This window comes from Burkholderia pyrrocinia (genome assembly GCF_003330765.1).
GTDB lineage: Bacteria > Pseudomonadota > Gammaproteobacteria > Burkholderiales > Burkholderiaceae > Burkholderia > Burkholderia pyrrocinia_B.
The window spans coordinates 722,818-743,252 of the sequence record NZ_CP024904.1 but is presented as its reverse complement, the minus strand read 5'-3'; the positions used below and the strand labels follow the sequence as shown (position 1 = coordinate 743,252).

20 protein-coding genes are annotated in these 20,435 nt (G+C 62.4%); 14 read left to right on the top strand and 6 right to left on the bottom strand.

The window, feature by feature from the left end:
• Positions 1-13: 13 nt before the first annotated feature.
• On the top strand, positions 14-292 hold the full coding sequence (locus CUJ89_RS36435) for a hypothetical protein (protein ID WP_114182258.1): 279 nt from the start codon (positions 14-16) through the stop codon (positions 290-292).
• Positions 293-729: 437 nt separating this feature from the next.
• A complete protein-coding gene (locus CUJ89_RS36430; RefSeq protein ID WP_114182257.1) occupies positions 730-1,731 on the top strand; it encodes a hypothetical protein in 1,002 nt (333 codons plus the stop codon).
• 211 nt (positions 1,732-1,942) lie between these two features.
• On the opposite strand, the gene CUJ89_RS36425 is transcribed toward CUJ89_RS36430, so the two are convergent.
• Both CUJ89_RS36425 and CUJ89_RS36420 read right to left on the bottom strand, forming a co-directional pair.
• Positions 1,943-2,236, bottom strand: coding sequence for a hypothetical protein (locus tag CUJ89_RS36425; protein WP_114182497.1), 294 nt, complete (start codon positions 2,234-2,236; stop codon positions 1,943-1,945).
• Positions 2,237-2,781: 545 nt separating this feature from the next.
• On the bottom strand, positions 2,782-5,250 hold the full coding sequence (locus CUJ89_RS36420; RefSeq protein ID WP_114182256.1) for an AsmA family protein: 2,469 nt from the start codon (positions 5,248-5,250) through the stop codon (positions 2,782-2,784).
• 407 nt (positions 5,251-5,657) lie between these two features.
• Between CUJ89_RS36420 and CUJ89_RS36415 the strand changes: the two genes are divergently transcribed.
• Together CUJ89_RS36415 and CUJ89_RS36410 are read left to right on the top strand one after the other, a co-directional pair.
• Positions 5,658-6,218 carry a hypothetical protein gene (locus CUJ89_RS36415; protein WP_114182255.1) on the top strand — a complete coding sequence of 187 codons (561 nt, stop codon included), beginning with the start codon at positions 5,658-5,660 and terminating at the stop codon, positions 6,216-6,218.
• 347 nt (positions 6,219-6,565) lie between these two features.
• Positions 6,566-6,772, top strand: coding sequence for a hypothetical protein (locus CUJ89_RS36410; protein WP_114182254.1), 207 nt, complete (start codon positions 6,566-6,568; stop codon positions 6,770-6,772).
• Positions 6,773-6,951: 179 nt separating this feature from the next.
• Here the strand turns inward: CUJ89_RS36410 and CUJ89_RS36400 are convergent, their stop codons facing one another.
• From CUJ89_RS36400 to CUJ89_RS36385, 3 genes are all read right to left on the bottom strand, one after another.
• On the bottom strand, positions 6,952-7,146 hold the full coding sequence (locus CUJ89_RS36400; RefSeq protein ID WP_114182253.1) for a hypothetical protein: 195 nt from the start codon (positions 7,144-7,146) through the stop codon (positions 6,952-6,954).
• Between the two features lie 341 nt (positions 7,147-7,487).
• Positions 7,488-7,778 (bottom strand): DUF4148 domain-containing protein, encoded by a 291-nt coding sequence (locus CUJ89_RS36390; RefSeq protein ID WP_114182251.1) that lies wholly within the window; start codon positions 7,776-7,778, stop codon positions 7,488-7,490.
• 469 nt (positions 7,779-8,247) lie between these two features.
• Complete coding sequence (locus tag CUJ89_RS36385) at positions 8,248-9,168, bottom strand: LysR family transcriptional regulator (RefSeq protein WP_114182250.1); 921 nt, start codon at positions 9,166-9,168, stop codon at positions 8,248-8,250.
• A 393-nt stretch (positions 9,169-9,561) separates the two neighbouring features.
• On the opposite strand from CUJ89_RS36385, the gene CUJ89_RS36380 reads away from it, so the two are divergent.
• The 6 genes from CUJ89_RS36380 to CUJ89_RS36355 all read left to right on the top strand — a co-directional run bounded on the left by CUJ89_RS36380 (position 9,562) and on the right by CUJ89_RS36355 (position 14,164).
• Complete coding sequence (locus tag CUJ89_RS36380; RefSeq protein ID WP_236655111.1) at positions 9,562-9,882, top strand: hypothetical protein; 321 nt, start codon at positions 9,562-9,564, stop codon at positions 9,880-9,882.
• A gap of 270 nt (positions 9,883-10,152) precedes the next feature.
• The gene (locus CUJ89_RS36375; RefSeq protein WP_236655110.1) at positions 10,153-11,073 is read left to right on the top strand and encodes a dioxygenase; all 921 of its coding nucleotides are present in this window, start codon (positions 10,153-10,155) and stop codon (positions 11,071-11,073) included.
• Positions 11,074-11,086: 13 nt separating this feature from the next.
• Positions 11,087-11,836 (top strand): SDR family NAD(P)-dependent oxidoreductase, encoded by a 750-nt coding sequence (locus tag CUJ89_RS36370; RefSeq protein WP_236655109.1) that lies wholly within the window; start codon positions 11,087-11,089, stop codon positions 11,834-11,836.
• 18 nt (positions 11,837-11,854) lie between these two features.
• Complete coding sequence (locus CUJ89_RS36365) at positions 11,855-12,736, top strand: 3-keto-5-aminohexanoate cleavage protein (RefSeq protein WP_114182246.1); 882 nt, start codon at positions 11,855-11,857, stop codon at positions 12,734-12,736.
• Between the two features lie 103 nt (positions 12,737-12,839).
• The gene (locus tag CUJ89_RS36360) at positions 12,840-13,817 is read left to right on the top strand and encodes a quinone oxidoreductase family protein (RefSeq protein ID WP_114182245.1); all 978 of its coding nucleotides are present in this window, start codon (positions 12,840-12,842) and stop codon (positions 13,815-13,817) included.
• The gene (locus CUJ89_RS36355) at positions 13,814-14,164 is read left to right on the top strand and encodes a cupin domain-containing protein (RefSeq protein WP_114182244.1); all 351 of its coding nucleotides are present in this window, start codon (positions 13,814-13,816) and stop codon (positions 14,162-14,164) included. Before CUJ89_RS36360 ends, CUJ89_RS36355 begins: the two co-directional genes overlap by 4 nt.
• Before the next feature lie 65 nt (positions 14,165-14,229).
• Here CUJ89_RS36355 and CUJ89_RS36350 read toward each other — a convergent pair whose 3' ends face one another.
• Positions 14,230-15,294 (bottom strand): LacI family DNA-binding transcriptional regulator, encoded by a 1,065-nt coding sequence (locus tag CUJ89_RS36350; RefSeq protein WP_114182243.1) that lies wholly within the window; start codon positions 15,292-15,294, stop codon positions 14,230-14,232.
• Between the two features lie 369 nt (positions 15,295-15,663).
• Here CUJ89_RS36350 and CUJ89_RS36345 point away from each other — a divergent pair, with 369 nt between their 5' ends.
• The 4 genes from CUJ89_RS36345 to CUJ89_RS36330 all read left to right on the top strand — a co-directional run bounded on the left by CUJ89_RS36345 (position 15,664) and on the right by CUJ89_RS36330 (position 20,258).
• Positions 15,664-16,674 (top strand): sugar ABC transporter substrate-binding protein, encoded by a 1,011-nt coding sequence (locus CUJ89_RS36345; protein WP_114182242.1) that lies wholly within the window; start codon positions 15,664-15,666, stop codon positions 16,672-16,674.
• Positions 16,675-16,765: 91 nt separating this feature from the next.
• Positions 16,766-18,271, top strand: coding sequence for a sugar ABC transporter ATP-binding protein (locus tag CUJ89_RS36340; RefSeq protein ID WP_201752435.1), 1,506 nt, complete (start codon positions 16,766-16,768; stop codon positions 18,269-18,271).
• A gap of 2 nt (positions 18,272-18,273) precedes the next feature.
• Complete coding sequence (locus tag CUJ89_RS36335; protein ID WP_114182241.1) at positions 18,274-19,254, top strand: ABC transporter permease; 981 nt, start codon at positions 18,274-18,276, stop codon at positions 19,252-19,254.
• The gene (locus CUJ89_RS36330; RefSeq protein ID WP_236655108.1) at positions 19,251-20,258 is read left to right on the top strand and encodes an ABC transporter permease; all 1,008 of its coding nucleotides are present in this window, start codon (positions 19,251-19,253) and stop codon (positions 20,256-20,258) included. Before CUJ89_RS36335 ends, CUJ89_RS36330 begins: the two co-directional genes overlap by 4 nt.
• Positions 20,259-20,435: the final 177 nt, after the last annotated feature.

Here is a 20,435-nt window from a genome sequence, read left to right as displayed (position 1 = left end):
TACGGGGGGCAGCATGGTGAACTGGATCAGCCGTTGGGCGATGCGTCACGCCCCGACGCCGGAAAAAGCCGCCGCGTCGATGCTGGTGACTGCACGCATGGAATTGTTCGCTGCCGAGCAGCGTGTCATCGATGCGAAATTGCGAGCAAGCTACTGGAGCACGCGCGTTGCGTTTCTCGAAGAAGTGCAGCAGCAGGGCATCGATCCTTGGGTACACGCGCTGCCGTCGCCACGGCCTGAAGCCGAGTTCACTCCGCTTGGCGCGGGCCCGCGTCTCGCCGCCGGCACTTGACGGCCATACGCTGCGTGATCGCTCGCGGTTTCTGGAAAAGTCGATCCGGTCAATCCGGATCGATCAGTCAGGGCGCGGGTGGCGGACGTCGCGAAAAGTGCGCCCGCCGGCTCCGAGGCCGCCAGCGCGGCGCTGGATTCGGCGATTGCCGCCAAACGCGCTTTGCGAAACACTGCAACGAACCGGCCAACAGGCGGTCCAGGTCGCCCAAAGCAACCTCGACATGGCCGTGATTGAAACCTCGACATCCACCAGGCGCGCTGTCGAGCCGGCGGCACCGGCCACCAAGCGGTAATGGCTGACTGTCGTTGGAGAGGTGGCCAGGCGTGAACGCTCGCGGCTAGCGCTATAAGGCGCCAGGGGTACCGGCGCCTGCAAAGCGCGGCGCGATCCGATCCTCTGGTTTGTTGACATTGTTATTGTTGGAGCGTGCCAGAATGGGAAAACACGCTGATGTTCGCTTCCGTTATGTTTTCGTCGCCGCCGTTGGCTTGGCTGCTGCGGGCTTTGCGAATGCCGATGAAGGCGCGCCGGGCCCGTCGAGTGGGCTCGGCACGGGGCAACGCACACTCGATGCGTTCGCCGTTTATGGTAATGGCCGTGCGAGCGAGGGCGGCAACATGCACTGGCGCGCTTACGAAATCGGCTTTGGCCAGGCACTGAACGATTACGCGTCGGTTTTCGTCACCTACCTGAACGAAGGCCATCCGACAGACAACCATCGCGACGGTTTCTCGCTGCTCGGCGCGGCGCGCTTGCCGCTTGGTGGGAGGATGGCGCTTGAATTTGCGGCGGGCCCGTATTTCAGCATGAACACGACACACGTCGGTGACGGGGCGCACAACGAAAAGCGTCTCGGGATCCGCGCGTCGGCTGCGTTGCGTTACGAGCTCACGCCCAATGGCATTTACCTCAAGGCGCAGTACAACCGTGTTCAGATGGCGGGCGGCCACTCATCCGATGCGGTGCTGTTCGGCATCGGCTCGGGATTCGGCGGCGACCCTCATCCGTCGCTTTCCGACGGCAGGACTCAGTTGAGCGTCTGGGCCGGAACCTCGCAAACGAACCGGCCGAGGGTTCCAATCCAGAAGGGTTACCTGGTCGAGCTCAAACGACCGATCGGCAATGCCTGGGCATATTCGGCAAGCTTCGTCTACGAGGGCGTCAACGACGTCGCTGCCAGAAGGGGCGTCGCAGCCCAATTCTGGTACGTTGCGCCAATCTTGAGCAGATGGAGTCTCAGTGCCGGAGTCGGCCCCTATCTTGCATACGACAAGAGTGCGCCGTCTAACCGGATGAAGCTTGCTGCGCTTTTCAGCGCGCAGATCGGCTATGAATTTACCAAGGACTGGACTGCGAATCTTCGCTTCAACCGTGTCGCGACCGGCAACAACACGGACCAGGACATGTTCATGATCGGATTGGCCCACAATTTCTGAGGTGGGGTTGCCGTGCAGGAATCCTGACAATTCTGCCAACTTCGCGTTAGCGAGGGGCTGGCAGGTGCACAGGCAACCGACGAGTGAACGGGCGTTCGCGAAGATCGTTGCTTCCGAAACGGACGCATCGGAGTATTTGGGGCGTTCAACGAAAGCGGTGCGAAAGTACTACAAGGGCTTCCCCAGTCTTTGCTCAAGCGGCGGGTCGTTGCTATTCACGATGCTCGTGTCGGTGTTCGTGATCGTGCTCGCGCCACGGATCACGGTCACGCGGATGACGATGCCTCCATTCGTCATGCTCCCAGTAGCGTTGGCCGTCCCAGTAGCGGTCGCCGTGCATGCCGAGCGTGATTGACACGCCGGGCGCCGGGGCGCGGGATGGCTCTTCGTACCTCGGTTGCGGTGCACCGTAGCCTTGTGCCAAGGCCGGGCCGGCCGCGACGAGTGTGCCGCCTGCCACGAGTGTCGCCAGAATCCGGCGTATTGCAATTTCCATGGGCTTCATCGAGTTCTCCTCCGTCGAATAACTGAGAACGAGCACGATTCAACGAGCACGATTCGTTCCCATGGGGAGTGGCAGACCTTCGCTCGCTATTTCAACCAAGCCGCCCGTGCCTCTCCGTGGCCCGTGGCGATTCGGTGTCGGAGCGCACGAAGAAGCCGTCGTCGCGGGCTGGACACGCAGCGCGTGCACGGCACCGCGTGACGCAGAATGGGAAGGGGATGCGGAGCATGATGACGCGAAGCGAAAGCGCACGCGGGCAAGGTGCACGACGCAGTGGTCATTTCCATTCCGATCCGACAAAGCAACATTTACATCGAATGGAATCGGGATAAACGGAGAGAAACCGATTTCACTGGTGATTGTCTTGGGACTGACCTCTGGCCCCGGTCGGGGAAGCGCTGGCTGAGCGATTGTGATGTGCTCGCGCTCGGCGCTGGAAGCTGACCTGCGCGACGCGTTCGAGCGCGGCCGGCCCTGACGCTCCCATGCCGCCATTGCTCGACGCAGCGGGCCGACGTCTTCGTCCGAACTCGAATACTGCGGCCTTACCGGCCAGGAGTGGTGGTTCGGCCCGCGCGCGTCGCTTGCTCGGGTTCGACCGCCGCCGGCGCATGAGCCCGTGAAGCCGGCGGCGCCGCATTCAGATACGCCGGTGCAGCCTTTTTCTCCTTTCGTACTCCCGGTGGCGGCGCGGTCGGGCGCTGCTCCATGTCGGTCAGCATCTGCTTGCACGGCAGCGGCCGATTGCGGCCCGGCTGGATCAATGCGAGCAAACTCGCGAGCGGATTCAGCAGGCCCAGCGCCACCGCCGCCCCGCCGCGCGCGATGAGCGCCCCGGGCTTCACGCCCACGTGAGGTTGCTTGAAGGTGCCGGTGACGTACAGCGGCGAGCGCAGCGATATCATCCGGAACCCCTTGGTATGCGGATGAATCGTCAGGTTCATGGTCTCGTCCCGCAAGCTCACGTTACCGTTCATGCCGATCACCGCATCTTCGGTGTCGAGCGCGAATACGCGCGAGTCGAGCACGCCATTGGTGGCCACGAAATCGGCCACCGCGCAGTTGATCTTCACGTCGCGATCGCCGAACAGCTTCTCGTACACCACGTTCGCCACGTTCAACCCGGCCGCTTCCATCAGCACCAGGCTTACGGTGCCGTCCGTGACCAGTGTCTTCACTTCTCCGTTAGACGTTGCGGCGAGCGCCGCCGGCGAGTTGCCGGTGGCCGACAGCGCGGCATCGCCGTTGACTTCGCCGAGCGCCGTCTGCATGACCGTGAACGTCGGGAATAGCCGCTTCAGCTTCAGGTGCCGCGCCTGCAGCGTGAACCGCCCCTTGAGCGGCGTGCTATTGCCGTCCAGGTGGATGTTCGACGCCAGCGTGCCGCCCGCGACGCCGAAGTTCAGCGGGTTGAGCGTCAGCACGCCGTCCTGCATGACGACGTGGGTCGTCAGATCGGTGATCGGCAAGCTCGGGGACTTGATGATGCGCTGCCCGGCGAACCGGACGTCGGCGTCGATCTTCTTCCAGCGCTCCGTGCGGAACGCCTCGACCGGCAGTGCCTTGTTCGCGGGCTGCGCGACCGCGGCGCCGCGGCGCGCCTTGCTGGCATTCGTGTCGGCGCCGATGAGCGGCGCAAGGTCGGCGAACCGCAGCACCTTCGACTCCAGCGTGCCCGACAGGAGCGGCCTCGGTTCGCGCGAAACGTACACCAGCGTGCCGGTGAGATCGCTGCCGCCGACACGCCCCGTGAAGTCCTCGTACTTGAAGACATTGCCGGACGCGCGGAATTGCCCGATCAGCCGTCCGTCGGTCGCATAGGGCGGGGTCTCGGGCAGCGTGATGCCGGTGACGTCGTACAGGTGCGCCATGCTGGTACCCGAGAGCCACAGTCGCAGGTCGACCGCCGCCAGGTGCGCCGGATCGGTCACCGTGCCGACGAGCGCCAGCTTTGTATCGCCGAAGCGCAAATTGGCCTGGACCGGAAACGGGCGCTGAACGCCTTGCAGCCCCAGCACGTTTCCGATCTTGCCATTGCCGGCGACGTGCCCTTTCTTGTAGGTCCCGTCGACGGTCCATCCGATCGTGTAATCGCCCGCGCCGACGGATGCCGCGGGCGCGGCGCCTGCCGACGCGCCGGACGCTGCGGAGGCCGTCGCGCCCGACGCCGCTGTCGCGGACGTGCTCGACGCAGCCGATGCCGCCGGGGCGATCGCGGTAGTGGATATCGTGGCCGACGCTTGCGACGCCGCGGCCAGCGCTTGCGACGCCGCTGCCGATGCGCGGGATGCCGCTTCGATACCCGACACGGGCGCCGGGGATCGTGCCGAACCGTGGTGTACCTGTGCCGAGAGTTTCTTTTGGCCCTCCTGGCCGACGGCTTGCGCCGATTCGCTGCGCGCCAGCGCCGCCTGCTGCTTCATCGCATCGCCGAACGCAATGGGCTTGCCGAGCGTGTCGATCACACCGCTCAGGTCGAATTGCTTCTGTTGATCGTAGTAGCGGAGCTTGCCGGTGGCGAACGCGATATCGTGCAGGTCGAGCGTCCACTTGCCCGGATGATCGGCATTCTTGAGCTGGAACGTCCAGTTGACGCGCCCGTCAGCGAGGCGTTCGAGGTCGACGGACGGATTGACGAGGTCGATGGCTGGAATCACGATGCGGCGCACGGTCAGCGGCAGCGTCTCGACTTCGAAGCTGATCGCGTCGAGCGTGGCGAACTGCTTCGTGCGCGCCCAGTCCGGGTTGGCGATCGTGACATTGCGGGCGTTGAATCGCGGCCACGGCACCCAGGCGCGCCAGCCATGCTCGCTCACGGGCCGGTGCCATCCGACACGCAGGTCGCCGTTGATGGCGAACTGCCGTCCGATCGCGTCCGATACCTTGTCATCGACCCAAGGGCGCGCGCGGTTCCAGTCGAACGTCACGATGAAGATGAACAGCGCGGCAATCGTCAGGGCAACGACAGCGGCGAGCCACGCGACCACCTTGCCGACGGCATGGCCGTTGCGCATCTTTCACTCCCGGGTTGGGCTTCACCGAAACGATGGCGCAATTCGTATTCCCGAATGCGCTTCGACCGACCAGCCGATCGGTCTCAGCGTTGCAACCAGGCAGGCGAGTCGGAAAATGGCGAGTCCAATGGGATCGGGAGGGTGAACCTTCCGTGCCGACCCGGATGTTTCAGACAACGGCGATCGACGTGCGCAGGCGCTTGAGCCGTGCGAAACGTATCAATGCTGAAACATTTTCATCCGCTCACGACGACTTTCCGTGTATTCCGGTGGTTCATATCGCCATGCGAAGCGAATGCATCGCGATGGCATATCGCTTGCTACTGAGAATTGCACCCGCAGACGAGTGATTCGGGAAATGGCGTCCAGGTGCCGATCGTCTTCATGAGGATTCAGAGGAAATCGTAATGAACACACTTGCGACTTACACGTTCGCATTGCAGCACGGCAGCGATGTAACGTTTTTTATTCCTCAGAACGGCTGCCCTTCCGGCGCGACCCAGTTTTTCCTTGCCGCGCATCTGTCCGATGGTGCTGGATCGCTCGCCGACAGATTTCATCGAGCGAACAGGTCTGCCGAGCTGACTTCACCCGACGCGCATGAGAATTTGTCCTATCGCTACATGGTCGATCTCGGCGGGTATATCCTCGCGTTTCGGCACGACTCGGAGGAGAACGAGTGGGAGCGGTTTTTCTCCGGACACTACGCAGAATTCATCAATGGGCACGCGCCGTTCAAGGTGCTCGGCGACGGCGTGCTGAAGCACATCAAGTCCTGCACCGGCGGAAATGACGAATGGGTGACGCGCGGGCAGCTTGTCAGGCGTCATGCCGCAGCCGTGGAGACACTGTCGTTGCAATGCGAACGATTTCCGGAGCGGGCGGATGTCATTTCAAGCTATCAAAGCGATGTCGATGCACTGGCCGTTTCTCTCCAGCGATACAGCGAAGGTGAGGGTTTCGAATGAACGCGGCAGGATATTTCGTAAAAATACCGACCTGCATTATCTGACAGCTTCAAAAATGAATGATTTGGTGATTATATGAAATACCGCGTGATTTATATATTCATACCATTTCGCATGATTTCTTAATTTAGATCAATGGTAACGTTTCCGAATCAGGGCATCCACCTACGAGGTGGCGGACCGGAAATTGATGCGAGCGCGTTAGAATGTCTCCACTAAATGTCGCATTGAATCGTCGCAGGAAATGGTGGAGTCGTTACAAACTCTCGAGCACCTTGTTGCGTTGAAAGCGGGAGGCATGCGTTCGCGCATGTATACACAATCCAATTGTCCGATACGAACAATCCATGCAGACCATGCTAAGTCCGCACGAAATTACTACTTTAATGATCGTTCGGGATGCTCCGGATCAGATCGAACTGGATCGCGACGAACTCGTCACGCTCATCGAGCATCGTCTGATCGCCCTTGATCAGCCGGCATCGGGTTGTCGGCGTGTCCAGGTTACCGCAGAGGGCCGCGCTGTCCTGAAAGCGGTCTCGCGAATTCGTTGAGTGATCCGGAGTTGGCCGAAAATGACGGAGGCTGCTATGAGCGGAGCATGGGTCGGGTTCGTGGTCGGCGCGTTCGTGCTGGCGTTTGCGGCAATTGCCGCAATGAACCGCCATCGCCGCGAGCATCGTCGCGCGGAATTGCTTAGAAATTTGGACCACCATGAATGGTGGCACTGGACTCATACCTCCACTGCGGGTTCGCGAACCGCGAAAAGATGAACCACGCACATCGCAGGCCAGGCATCCGGCAGCAGGTCGCGTGCGACACGTTGCAATAACGCGTCGAGCGTGGCCGTCTCTACCGGCTTGACGAGGCGATCGTCGAATCCTGCGCGCGCGGTGCGCAGGCGGTCGGACGGCGAATCGGCCGACACGCTGCTCCGCGATTCGGATGCAGTGTTCAAGCAACTCGACGACGGCCGCCGCTGGCGCCGACCGGCTATGTTCCGCGCCAGTCACAGAACCTTGTTCCTTAAACGGCACGGTCCATTCCGGCAATTCGTGAGAGGTTGGTTTGAATGGGCCTCGAACAACCTGTTTGCTTCCGTGGCGTTACATGGCCTTATCAACGCGAACCACACCTTTGAGTTCTTGTCAGCCATAGGTTTCCGCCTCGCAAATAGGTGGATACCTATGCTCCTCGCTCAGAGCGCTTATCTCAACGCGCCGACCTTGCTGACGTCGCGTCCCGCGGGAGAACTGGTCGAACGTCTTACTATTGCACGTTGGCCGGGGCGGTGCTACCAGACCGAGATGAGCCGCTCATAGCCGGCCCAACGTTCTTGTTCTGGCCATTCAAGCCTGCAACGCGTGCCTGCACAGCCTGCAGGTTTTCCGGGTACTGAGTGCTTCTGGCCATGGACGGCTTATAACCGGCCTTTTCAAATTGAATGAGTTCCTTGCGGACCTCCGCGCGGGTCCTCGTCGATTGATCCGGTTGGGAGAACGAGACGGCAGGAACGGCGATCATTGCTCCGATGACAAAAGCCTTGATTAAGGATTCCATAATGATTTACCTCCGATACGGATTCGCACGGTGCCCCAAACCTTTGGGTCAGATACGGGTAAGAACAGTGTAGCCGAGGTCCCGTTCCCGTGCTGGTAAAACATTATTGCTTAAGTGCGCAACATCGGTTTTCTAAACACCATTTCGAAAAAATCGATTTGTTGATTCGAAACATTTGAGATATCAAAGAAAAAAAGACAGATCAGCGCCTGCCGAAAACGTCTTGTTCGAACGTCGTCTCAATCGACCCTGGATGGACAGTCCAGTAATGATCCAGATTGGGCCGCTGGATGTTTTCCTTGAGTCGATTCGGGATTCGCGATGGTGTCGGCACACACAAGACAGCGACTGGCTGCGACGTATGCATTTGCTACCCTGTGTCCAGGCGGCCCGGTAGCGACCGTGCACGACGCGTGAGCTATTGTGTTCGGTTAGCCCGTTCGGAGGGCAGCGTTTCCTGAAAACCGCGTTAGCCTGCCTGCCTTTGCCGCGCCATGAATCGCTCGAGCAGATCCGGGTTGTCCAGCTTTTCGCGCCACCATTGCAGCGCGCATCCGGCTTCGTCGTCGCGCCATGCCAGATAGCATTCGGCTGTTTCGCGCATCCCGATCACGCGGCGGGCGACGAGTTTGCCTTCGTCGATTGCGCGGGCGGCAATGCTTGAGGGGAGTGTGCCGACGGCGAGTCCTTCGCATTGCACCGCAAGTTTGGTCTCAAGGGTCGGTACCGCGAGATAAGCTTGAGACGGATGGAACGCCGACGAGCGCGGGGGCGATTCACGTGAAGGACCGCCGACTACTGCACAACGATATTGAGTGACGGTCTGCAGCGTAATCGGTTCCGGCATCTTCGCGAGAGGGTGATGCGGTGCGACCGCAAATACGTAGCGCATCGTGCCGATCGGGCGCGCGACGATGTCCGTCAGCGCGGGCGGCTCTCCCGTTGCTCCGACCACGAGATCCGCGCGCCGCGAGACAAGCGCATCCCAGGTGCCGCCGAGCGCTTCGGTCGACAAGCGTAAACGCGTGTCCATCTCGAGCTCGTCGAATTCATGCACATATGGCCAGAATCGTGCAAGCGGAAGAATTTCATCGATGCACACGCGCAACTCGGTCTCCCAGCCATCCTGAATCCGCTGCGCCTTCTGTTCAAGCTGCTCGGCCGCAACGAGCAGTCGGCGACCCTCTTCGACGACGACACGCCCTGCGAGCGTCAGCCTTGCACGACGGCCACTGCGATCGAACAGGGTGACCCCCAGGTCGCTCTCGATTTTCTGCACCAGATAGCTGAGCGTCGACGGTACGCGATGCAGCATCGTGGCCGCCTCGGCGAACGTGCTGGTTCGGTCGATCGCGTCCAGTGCCTCGAAGGCTTCGAATGACAGCTTCATTGCTGTGTTCCTCAGTGCAATAGCGGGCGAAGGCCCGACAGGCTTTCATTGCTCATTGTGTTTCCACACGATTCAGATCGGGCGGCGCATCGAAGACCAAGTACGCCGATACGGTGCGTCACCCCGAGTGTCAGGTCGGGGGGGCAGCCGAATGACGTCGGGGAGGCGTGCATCGTCCGCACCGGGCCGCACAGCGTGCTACCCGCACGATGAGATGCCGGCTGTCGCTTTCTTCATCGATCATAAAAATTCAGGTGTCTTAAGAAAAATAATCTTGCTGTCGTGTAACTTGATGGGGGCGTGAATCGGATGAGGCCGCGGTCGATACGAGTCGAACCGGTGCCGGCACGCAGAACCATTGACAGTCGATCATCGACGAAAAAGGAGAATCACATGAAAAAGTCCAGCTTGGCGCCGCTCACACTCGCAGTCCTGACGGCAGTCGTGCTGCTGGGTGCGCCGGTCGCGAACGCGCAGGATGCGGGCGGTACGTCGGCCACCTCCGACGCCCCGATGTCGAAGCAGGAGCTGAAAGCGCAACGCAAGGCGCAACGCAAAGAGGCTCGGCTGAAGCGGAACCACGAACTGCGTACGCTTGAGAAGAATGGCTATCGCATGAACAAGGACGATCACTATCCTCAGAGCCTCCAAAGGGCAGAGCAGAAAGCCGCAGGCCAGAAAGGTGGCAACGACTCGCCCGCGCCGGGGCAGTAACGATCCAGCGCTGCGACCCGCGCCGGAGCGGCGGCGCGGGTCGAGTCGCGGCGTCATGCTGCATGTCCCAACGCGCACCTCACGTACTGGCAGCATGCAATCGTCGACAATGCTCGATTCTTTGAGCCAATTTGTGCAAACGGTTGCGTTCAGAATGATACCCATGATCATCGTGGATTTCGCATAATTCAGGGTTAACGCTCTATCCATAGGAGCAGGCCGGCGAGTACTATTGCATCAATGTATGCAAACGGTTGCATGGAGAAAATCATGACGGAACAGGCAGTTGCAGTTGCAAGTGCGATTACCGACGATCCCGCGTCCGTTACCGCGATCGTCAAGGCGGCGATGGTGGGAACCCGGGACGCTCGCCTGAAGGAGATCGTCAATGCATTGGTCGATCACGGGCACGCGTTCCTGAAGCAGGTGAAGCTGACGGACGAGGAGTTTGAGCGCGGACTCGCGTTTGTCCGTGCCGCAGGACACGCATGCAACGAACGGCACAACGAGGTCGTGCTTCTGTCCGACGTCCTGGGCTTTTCGACACTCGTCGCATTGCTGAACAATTCCGACTCGACCGGGCGAACGCCGGGCGCGTTGCTCGGGCCGTTCTACCGCGGCGGTTCGCCGGTCTACGGAGACGGCCAATCGATCGCCAGCCCGGAGTCGCCTGGTTCGCCTCTTTTCATGCGCGGCCGTGTGCTCGACGTGTCGGGCCGGCCGATCGGGAACGCGGCGGTCGATGTCTGGCAAGCGTCGCCCGTCGGTCTCTACGAGAACCAGGACCCGAACCAGCCCGACCGTAATCTGCGCGGCCGCTTTCATACCGATGCGCAAGGGCGGTTCAACTTTCGTACCGTGCGTCCCGCCGGTTATCCGGTGCCCACCGATGGCCCCGTCGGCACGCTGCTCGACGCGCAGGACCGTCATCCGTATCGCCCCGCACACATCCACTTCGTGATCGTCGCCGAAGGCCATGCGACGCTGGTGTCGCAGGTGTTTGCCGATGATTCGGAACATCTCGACTCGGACGTCGTATTCGGCGTGAATCGTCGTCTCGTCGGCAATTTCGAACGCCATGACCCGCAGACGGGGCCGCACGCGGAAACCGGCGAGGTTTATTACACGCTCGATTTCGACTTCGTCGTGGCTGACGGTACGCCGACGTACCCGACGCCGCCCATCGACTGAACAGGAGGGGACAGTGTCACCCAATCTGAACGATAAAGTCGCTGTCATTCTCGGCGGCACCGGCGGGATAGGCGTCGCGACTGCAACGGGTTTTGCTGAAGCGGGCGCGCGCGTCGTCGTCGTCGGGCGAAGCGACCTGGATGCAACGCAGCGCATCGCCGACAAACTGCGTGGCGACGGGCACTCGGCCGCAGTCGCGACGATCACCGACAGCGCAACGCTTGCCACGCTCGCCGACACCGTGCGCGCGCGTTACGGACGAGCGGACATCCTGGTGAACGCCGCGGGCTTCACGAAGCCGGTTCGGCATGCGGACATCGACGCGCTGACGGACGACCTGATCGACGAGATCATGAAAGTCAACTGGCGCGGCCAGTTCGCGGCGATCCGGGCATTTCGTGCGCTGCTCGACGAATCGGGCGACGGGCTCGTTGTCAACGTGTCGTCGATCGCGGGCACGACCGGCAATGGCAGCAACGTCGCGTACTGCGCCGCAAAGGCGGGAATCGACGTGATGGCGCTGTCGCTCGGCCGTGCACTTGCGCCGCGCATTCGCGTCGTGAACGTGTCTCCCGGTGTCGTGGATACGCAGTTCGTCCCCGGGCGCGGCGACGATTTCAACGAGAAGGCCGCCGCGACGACGCCGCTACGCCGGATCGGCGCGCCGGACGATGTCGCTGCCGCCATCGTCGCCTGCGCGACGACGCTGACGTTCAGTACCGGCGCAACGATCGTCGTCGATGGTGGCCGCCGGCTGAATTGATTGTCTGGAGACCTTTCGATGCATGCTCGCAAGACCATTATTACGTGCGCTGTCACGGGCAACATCACGCGGCCCGATCAGCATCCGGGCCTGCCGATCACGCCTGAGCAGATCGCGAATGCTTCGCTCGAAGCGGCGCAGGCCGGCGCTGCCGTTGTGCACATCCACGTCCGTGATCCGGCCACGGGCAGACCCGCGATGGACGTCGATCTCTATCGCGACGTCATCGACCGGATTCGCGCGGTCGATCGCGAGTTGATCATCAATCTGACGACCGGTCCCGGTGGGCGCTTTATTCCGAGCGACGACGACCCCAGGGTTGCTGCGCCGGGCACCACGCTTCTGCCACCTGAAAAACGCGTGGAGCACATTCTTGCGCTTAAACCCGACATCTGCAGCCTTGACCTGAACACGATGAATTCGGGAAACGAAGTCGTCGTCAACACCCCGAAGAACGTCACGCGGATGGCCGAGGTGATACGCCAGGCCGGCGTCAAGCCTGAGCTCGAGATATTCGACTCCGGCGATATTCATCTGGCGCGAGACCTCATTGCGAGCGGCGTACTCGACGGCCCCGGACTCTGGACGTTCGTCAGCGGCGTCAAATACGGCTTCGGCGCATCGCCGGAAACGCTGCTCTATGCGCGCGGCCTGTTGCCGCCAGGGGCGATATGGTCCGCTTTCGGGATCGGGCGTTTTGAGTTCCCGATCGTCGCGCAGGCGTGGCTCGCGGGCGGACACGTGCGTGTTGGCCTCGAGGACAACATCTATATCGAGAAAGGTGTGCTTGCCGAGAGCAATGCGGCGCTCGTCGCGCGGGCACGCGAAATCGTCACGCTGCTAGGCGGCGAGATCGCGACGAGCCGCGACGCGCGCGCGTGTCTCGGCCTCGCATCTTGAGCGCAACCAAGCAAACGACAATTAGCGTCATGCATTGACGCGCGGTGGCCGATGGTCGCCAGGCCATGCGTCCGAATCCGCATTTTTCAGGAAGAAATCAAGCATGAAATGCATTCGCGTCCAGCAAAAGAGCGCCGATATCAGCGCTCTTGCACTGAGCATCGACACGCAGCCTGTCCCGAAGATCGATACGACCGACTGCCTGATCAAGATCGAGAGCGCGGGCGTCAATCCGAGCGATGTGAAGGCTGTGCTCGGCTTCATGCCGCACGCGGTATGGCCGCGCACGCCGGGTCGAGATTATGCGGGGCGCGTGATCGGTGGTCCGCCGGACCTGATCGGCAAGGCGGTCTGGGGTAGCAGCGGTGAGCTCGGGATCCGCCGCGACGGGACCCACGCCAGCTATCTCGTCGTGCCGGCGCACAGCGTGCGCGAGAAACCTGAAAACCTGACGATGGACGAGGCCGGGTCGATCGGCGTGCCGTTCGTTACCGCTTTCGAGGGCTTGCACCGCGCCGGCGGCGTGCGGCGCGGCGACGTCGTGCTCGTCCTGGGTGCCAATGGAAAAGTCGGACAAGCGACCGTCCAGCTGGCGACCATGGCGGGGGCGGAGGTGATCGGTGTCGTGCGCGACGAGTCGTCGTACATCGGGCACGCTACCGGCGATGTGACGATGATCAACGCCTCTGCCGAGCCATTCGACGAGCTCGTGCTCGAGATGACGGCCGGCCGTGGCGCAAACATCGTCTATAACACGGTCGGGAGCCCCTACTTCGAGCGTGCGAATCGCGCGATGGCCGTGCGCGGCACGCACATCCTCATCTCGACGATCGAGCGCGCGGTGCCGTTCGACATCTTCGCGTTCTATCGCGGGCAGCACACCTACGTCGGGATTGACTCGCTCGCCCTCAGTACGTCGCACTGCGCCGGCATCCTCGACGCGTTGTCGCCGTCGTTCGAGCAGGGCGTGCTGAAGCCGTTCCCGGTTGACGCCGACTACGTATTCGAGCTTGCGGACGCCGCGCACGCGTATCGAGCGGTTTTTCAGGGCACCGCGAACCGCGTGTTGCTCAAGCCATGAACGTCACGCGCTTTCGCGATGCACCCGAGTACTTCCCTCCGAATCACTTCGGGATGCAATGCGTGCGTTTGCAGGGACGAGAGGCGGGCCCGGCCGAATCGCTTTGGCTTGGCGTGTCGACGATCGACGCGGGCGGGCACACGACGATGGAGGGATCCGGCGTCGAGAAGCATTACGTCGTACTGGAGGGGCAAGTATGCGTGGACGCGGACGGCATCGAAGTCGAATTGCATCCGTTCGATTCATGCCGCCTTGCGCCCGGCGAGCGGCGTTCGCTGCGCAACCGGTCGGATCGTCCTGCCAGGATCCTGCTCGCGATGCCGTTTGATCGCCCTCCGCGCAGCTAAATGGAGGCGCGGGCGGCGCCGCCCGCGAAAGTCGAACAGCCGCGCCGGCGGATCAGGTCGACGCGTCAGCCCGAACGCGCCCGGCGGCTGGCCGACCGAGGTGCACCGGTCGACCCGCGCACCACCAGCTCGGGTGCCAGCGTGATGCGCAGTGGCGCGTTGCCCGGCGTCGTGATCATGCCGAGCAGCAGGCGTGCGGCCTGCCGGCCCATCTCGCGATGCTGGATTCGCAGTGTGGTTAGCGACGGATTCAGCATATCGAGCAGCGGCATATCGTTGTGTCCGATCAGCGAGATGTCCTGCGGGCACACGATCCGCCGCTCCGCAAACACGTCATAGCAGCCGAGCGCGATCAAATCGTTCGCCGCGATGATGGCCGTCACGCTGCGATGCGTGTCGAGCAGTTGCGCGCATGCGAGGCGTCCGGCCTCGCGTGTGAACTCGGTTGCTTCCACGATCACGTTTGCCGCGAGATTGTGCTGCTGGGTGGCGATCTGGAAGCCCTGCAGCCGCGACAGGCCGGTCGCGAGCCGTTCAGGCCCGGACAGATGTGCAATGCGCGTATGCCCGAGTCCGACCAGATGCTCGACCGCGAGCCGCATCGAGAGGAAATCGTCGTTGACGACTTCGGGTACGTGGCCGCCGTCCTCGCCGCGATTGACGAGGACGACTGGCACCCCGTCGAGGATGCAGCGCCGCACGAGCGGGTCGTGCCGCGCGGCGGTCGCGAGGATCAGGCCGTCTACCTGACGCTCGAGCATCTGCTCGAGCATCCGCTCCTGATTCTTGGGCTTGCCGACGATGTTCGCGATTAGCACGCCGTAGCCTTCGGCCGCGAGCTCCTCCTCGATCCCGCAGACCATCGGCGGAAACACCGGGTTCGAGATGTCGGGCAGGCACACGCCGATCACTTTCGATTGCCCGCCGCGCAGCGCAGATGCAAGCCGGTTCTGCCGATAGCCGAGCGATTTGGCCACCGCCAGCACGCGGCGCACGACTTCATCGCCGATCAGGTGGCGTGTGGCCGGATTGAGCACGCGCGACACCGTCGACGCGTTGACGGACGCCGCCGCGGCGACTTCGCGAATCGTGACGCGGCCGGTGCCGCGCGTTTCGGGTGATTGGCTCATGGAACCTGCTGATGAATAGGGATTTGATTGTATCGATGCAATGGGTTGCGATCAATGTTGCAGGTAAAACCCTAATGTTTTCAGCACTAAACCTCATTGACAGGGAAATTCGCTTGGGTAGGATATGCACACGTTTGCATGAAACAAGCCGTACGAACGATACAGCCGTCCGAAGCGGGGGAAGCCATTGGCGGTCAGGCAGACAAAATCTCGGAAAATTATGAGGGTTGATTGAAAAGGGGTGACATGTGACGCCGATTCGTTACATGTTTTTTTATCACGATTTATGCAAACGGTTGCACGGTGTTGCCCGGGATGCCATGGCGGAAAGCGACATGGCCAATGTGAACGATGGACAGGAGTCAGTGGATGGATACGAACCATAAACCTGAACGGCAGCTGGAGCGCAGGCGGACCGCGACGTGCATCGTCGCCGTGTGCGCGGCGGCGATCGGCATCTTCCATGGTGCGAACGCGCTTGCGGCAAGCGAGACGATCGCCGCCTTCTACAAGAACCAGGTCGATCCGCATTTCGCGCTCGTTCACGCTGGCGTCGATGCCGAGGCGAAGCTGCTCGGCGTGTCGGTCACCCACTACGCACCGACGCGCCCGAATGATCTCGGCGAGCAACTGAGCGAGCTGGAGGACGTTGGCGTGAAGAAGCCGAGCGCCGTGCTGTTCATGGGTGTGAATCCGCACGGCGTCGTACCCGCGATCCAGAAGATCAACGCGATCGGCATTCCGGTCGTCAACTACAACGATCGCGTGGCGGGTGGAAAGTTCTCTTCGGTCGTCGTCGCGGACGACTACAACCTCGGTCTCGACGTCGCGCGATACCTGTTCAAGAGTCTCGGCGGCAAGGGCAATGTCGTGATCCTCGAAGGCGTGAAAGGCTCGACGACAAGTGACGAGCGCGAACGCGGGTTCAAGAAGGCCCTTCAGGAATTCCCGAACATTCACCTGCTTGCGTCGCAGCCGGCGAACTATCAGCGGCTGCAGGCGCTGCAGGTGATGGAGAACCTGATCCAGTCGAATCCGAAGATCGACGGCGTGCTGGCGGCCGCCGACGTCATGGCGATGGGCGCGATCGAAGCCCTCGAGGCTGCGGGCCAGAAGCAGGTGAAGGTCGTCGGCATCGGCGGCGTGCCTGAATCGATCAAGGCGATCAAGGAAGGGCGCTTGCTTGCGACCGCCGAATTCAACGGTTTCAAGATGGGTTGCATCGCGACGATGGCCGCGGTCCGCACGCTGCGGAAGGAGCCCGTGCCCGATACGGTGCTCATCAAGGGCATCGTGATCGACAAGACGAACTACGCACCGTTCGAGCTACCGGGCGATCAGCGTCAGTGCCCGGCGTGGAACGACGTGGCCAGCAAGTGACGCGGGCGGCCGGGCGGGCCGTATCGCGGTGCGGCGCCCCGGCGGTCGCATGACGCGCGGCTGTCCGCCGAACAGCACCATGGAGATGAACATGGAAACCTCGAACGAGCGCGTTCCGCGTCTCGAACTATGCAAGATCTGCAAGCGTTTTCCTGGCGTGGCTGCGCTGACCGACGTCGACCTCACGCTCTATCCGGGCGAAGTGCACATGCTGCTCGGCGAGAACGGCGCCGGGAAATCGTCGCTGATGAAGGTGTTGTTCGGCGCTTACCGCGCCGATAGCGGCGAGATCCGATACGACGGCATGCCGGTCGTGATCGAATCGCCCGCCGATGCGAAGCGTCTGGGTATTGCGGTGATTTTCCAGGAGTTCTCGCTCGTGCCGCATCTGTCGATCGCGCAGAACATCTATCTCGGCCGCGAGCCTCGCAACCGCTTCGGCCTCGTCGATCACCGGCGCATGCATTCGGATGCCGCCGCCGTGTTGATGCAGCTCGGGCTAGCGTACGACACGCGAACCCATGCGGCGGACCTTGGCGTTGCGCAGCAGCAGATGGTCGAAATCGCGAAGGCGCTGTCGCACGACGCGCGCGTGCTCGTGATGGACGAGCCGACCGCGGCTATCTCCGACCGGGAAGCCGACGCACTGTTCACGGTCGTGCATCGCCTGCGCGACGCTGGCGTTGCGATCGTCTACATCTCGCATCGGATGAAGGAGGTGTTCGATCTCGGCGATCGCGTGACCGTCCTGCGTGACGGCCATCTTGTCACCTCGATGCCGGCCGGCGATGCCACCCCCGATCAGTTGATTGCGCTGATGGTCGGGCGCAAGGTCGGCGCTGTCTATCAGCGCCGCTATTTCGGCCCATCCGGCGAGATTGCGCTCGACGTGCGCGACCTGACGACGTCGACCGGCGTGAACGGGGTCGACCTGCAGGTGCGGTGCGGGGAGATCGTCGGATTGTCGGGCCTGGTCGGCGCCGGGAGGACGGAGGTCGCGCGCGCGGTGATGGGCGCCGACCCGATCCAGGGCGGGCGCATCGAGATCTTCGGCAAATCGGTGCCGGGCGGCCCGCACGAGGTCGTCAAACGCGGCGTCGGCCTGATTCCGGAAAATCGCAAGCAGGAAGGTCTCGCACTGCGCCGCTCGGTGCACGAAAACCTGCTCGTTTCGAGCCTGTGGCACCTGTTCCCGAAAGGCTGGTATCAGCCGGCCCGCGCAAGGCGCGCGACGCGCGACCTGATCGACATGCTGCGGATCGCACCGGGAGATCCGGCGAAACGCGTACGCAACCTGAGCGGAGGCAACCAGCAGAAGATCGTGATCGGCAAGTGGCTCCGTGCCGAGTGTCGCCTGTACATCTTTGACGAGCCGACGCGCGGGATCGATATCGGCGCGAAGACCGAGATCTTCAACCTGATCGAGAGGCTTGTCGAGGAGGGCGCGGCCGTCCTGCTGATCAGCTCGGAGCTGTCGGAGATCGTGCATGTTTGCGACCGCGCATATGTGATGCGCGGCGGCGCGATTTCAGGCGAGCTGCAGCGGGAACAGTTGAGCGAAGAAAGCATTCTGGGTCTGGCAATGCACGGAGGTTGACGATGTCGGTTGAAACGAAACGTAACGGCAGGAATCCGGCGGCGCGGCGCAAACGGCCGTTGCCTTCGATCGTGTGGGCAAGTGTCGCGTTGGTGGGGGCAGCGGCGCTCGGCGTACAGGGTTTCGCGTCGCGCGCGAATCTGGTCGACATCGGTCTCCAGATCACGATCCTCGTGATGATCGCGATGCCGATGACCCTGGTGATTTTGAGCGAGGGGCTGGACTTGTCGGTCGGCGCGTTGCTGAGCCTCTGCGGCATCGTATTCGCGCAGTCGCTCGGCGCAGGCACCGGCATCGGTGCCGCGCTTGGCGCGGCCGCGGCAGTCGGTATCGCGATCGGCTTGCTGAACGGCACGCTCGTCGCGCGATTGGGCCTGCCGCCGTTCGTCGTGACGCTTGGCACGCTCGGCGTCGCGCACGGTGTTGCGCTCGTGATGACCGACGGCAACGCGGTGGTCGTCGCGAATCCTGCCATCGGCGCGCTTTACGCGTCGTCGGTACTCGGTATTCCATTCCCGATTGCCTGCGCGCTCGCGGCATACGCCGTCACGCATCTGCTTCTCTATCACACCCGGTTCGGCACTTACGTGTTCGCGATCGGCGGCAACCGCGACGCCCTCACGCTGGCGGGTGTCCGCACCCGGTTCTATCACGTCGCGATCTACGTGATGGCCGGTCTGTTCGCGGGCCTGGCTTCGCTGCTGCTCGTCGGACGTATGAACGCGGCAGAGCCGAATGCCGCGATCGGCATGGAGTTCGACGCAATCGCGGCAGTCGTTCTCGGCGGCACGTCGTTCGAGCGCGGCGAAGGGTGGTTGCCCGGCACGGCGATCGGCGTGTTGACGATCGGCGTGCTTCGCAATGCACTCAACCTGGTTGGAATCGAATCGTCGCTGCAGGTGGTGACGATCGGTTTGCTGGTTCTCGCGGTCGTCGTCATCGATAGTGTCCGGAAATCTCGCGTCGCAGGAGTGCAAGCATGAATACCCGGAATCAATCTCCGTTTGCGGTGGCACGTGTCATGGGCCTTGAGCGCCGCAGCCGGCTTTCCGACGATGCGAATGCGCTGATCGGTCGCGCCGTATTTGTCTGCGTCATTGCCTTCGTGCTCGCGTTCGCGTCCGACAGCTTCGCAACGTCCGGCAACCTGCTGAACGTGCTGCGGCAGGCCAGCCTGATGTTCCTGCTGGCGTCGGGCCTCACGATCGTGATCCTGTCCGGCGGGTTCGATTTGTCCATTGCCGCGAATCTCACCCTTTCGGCGTGTCTGGCAGCCGGCGCGATGAAAGCCGGCGTCTCGCCGTGGCTGGCGGTTGCAGTGTCGATGTCGTGCGGGGCGTTGATCGGGCTTCTGAACGGCCTGGCGGTTACGCTGCTACGGCTGCCGCCGTTCCTCGCGACCTACGGGATGCTCTGGGTCGTGCAGGGCATCGCTTTTCACTACATGGGCGGAAACGAGATCTTCGGCTTCCCGGCCGGCTTTCGCGCCCTCGGCACCGGGTTCTGGTGGGGCGTGCCGATCCCCGTCTACATGATGTTGCTCGTGCTGATCGTCGGTTCGATCATCACCGCGCGCCTCAACATCGGTCGTGAGATCTATGCGATCGGGGCCAATCCGGAGGTCGCGCGCCTGTCCGGGATACCGGTGCGCCGACGGCGAATTGCGGTCTACACGATCAGCGGCCTGATGGCCGGGATTGCCGCCGTGGTTTATCTCGCGCGCGTGAATGCGGCGGATTCGGCGATGGGCGATCCGATTCTGCTGCCCGCGATCGCGGCAATCCTGATCGGCGGTGCTTCGCTTTTCGGCGGAACCGGCACCTTGCTCGGCACGCTGCTTGGCTGCCTGACGCTGGCGCTCGTCATCGACGGGATGAACCTGCTGAATCTCGATGCAAGCCTGCAGCCGCTTGTCGTCGGCGTGGTGCTCCTGGTGGCGGTGCTCACCGACGCGCTCGGTCGTCGGCATGCCGAGAAGGTCGGCTGACGGCCCCGAAGCAAGGCCTGCCCGACGAAAACAAAGAGACGATTTGACAAGCGACGGGACTCTTCGGCGACGGTTCCCGACCGAAGTGTCCTTAACATGAGCTTCAGGTGATCGGCATCGCACGATCCGGTTCAGGCGGTAAATCAGATCGGCTTCCGTAACCTTTGGCTTTTGAAA

Excerpts from the sequence above, each read along its gene's own strand:
- CUJ89_RS36420 (WP_114182256.1), bottom strand. The coding sequence starts at position 5,250 with ATGCGCAACGGCCATGCCGTCGGCAAGGTGGTCGCGTGGCTCGCCGCT.
- CUJ89_RS36365 (WP_114182246.1), top strand. The coding sequence starts at position 11,855 with ATGCATGCTCGCAAGACCATTATTACGTGCGCTGTCACGGGCAACATC.
- CUJ89_RS36425 (WP_114182497.1), bottom strand. The coding sequence starts at position 2,236 with ATGAAGCCCATGGAAATTGCAATACGCCGGATTCTGGCGACACTCGTG.
- CUJ89_RS36355 (WP_114182244.1), top strand. The coding sequence starts at position 13,814 with ATGAACGTCACGCGCTTTCGCGATGCACCCGAGTACTTCCCTCCGAAT.
- CUJ89_RS36340 (WP_201752435.1), top strand. The coding sequence starts at position 16,766 with ATGGAAACCTCGAACGAGCGCGTTCCGCGTCTCGAACTATGCAAGATC.
- CUJ89_RS36385 (WP_114182250.1), bottom strand. The coding sequence starts at position 9,168 with ATGAAGCTGTCATTCGAAGCCTTCGAGGCACTGGACGCGATCGACCGA.
- CUJ89_RS36345 (WP_114182242.1), top strand. The coding sequence starts at position 15,664 with ATGGATACGAACCATAAACCTGAACGGCAGCTGGAGCGCAGGCGGACC.
- CUJ89_RS36380 (WP_236655111.1), top strand. The coding sequence starts at position 9,562 with ATGAAAAAGTCCAGCTTGGCGCCGCTCACACTCGCAGTCCTGACGGCA.
- CUJ89_RS36350 (WP_114182243.1), bottom strand. The coding sequence starts at position 15,294 with ATGAGCCAATCACCCGAAACGCGCGGCACCGGCCGCGTCACGATTCGC.
- CUJ89_RS36435 (WP_114182258.1), top strand. The coding sequence starts at position 14 with ATGGTGAACTGGATCAGCCGTTGGGCGATGCGTCACGCCCCGACGCCG.
- CUJ89_RS36415 (WP_114182255.1), top strand. The coding sequence starts at position 5,658 with ATGAACACACTTGCGACTTACACGTTCGCATTGCAGCACGGCAGCGAT.
- CUJ89_RS36430 (WP_114182257.1), top strand. The coding sequence starts at position 730 with ATGGGAAAACACGCTGATGTTCGCTTCCGTTATGTTTTCGTCGCCGCC.
- CUJ89_RS36335 (WP_114182241.1), top strand. The coding sequence starts at position 18,274 with ATGTCGGTTGAAACGAAACGTAACGGCAGGAATCCGGCGGCGCGGCGC.
- CUJ89_RS36360 (WP_114182245.1), top strand. The coding sequence starts at position 12,840 with ATGAAATGCATTCGCGTCCAGCAAAAGAGCGCCGATATCAGCGCTCTT.
- CUJ89_RS36410 (WP_114182254.1), top strand. The coding sequence starts at position 6,566 with ATGCAGACCATGCTAAGTCCGCACGAAATTACTACTTTAATGATCGTT.
- CUJ89_RS36375 (WP_236655110.1), top strand. The coding sequence starts at position 10,153 with ATGACGGAACAGGCAGTTGCAGTTGCAAGTGCGATTACCGACGATCCC.
- CUJ89_RS36330 (WP_236655108.1), top strand. The coding sequence starts at position 19,251 with ATGAATACCCGGAATCAATCTCCGTTTGCGGTGGCACGTGTCATGGGC.
- CUJ89_RS36390 (WP_114182251.1), bottom strand. The coding sequence starts at position 7,778 with ATGGAATCCTTAATCAAGGCTTTTGTCATCGGAGCAATGATCGCCGTT.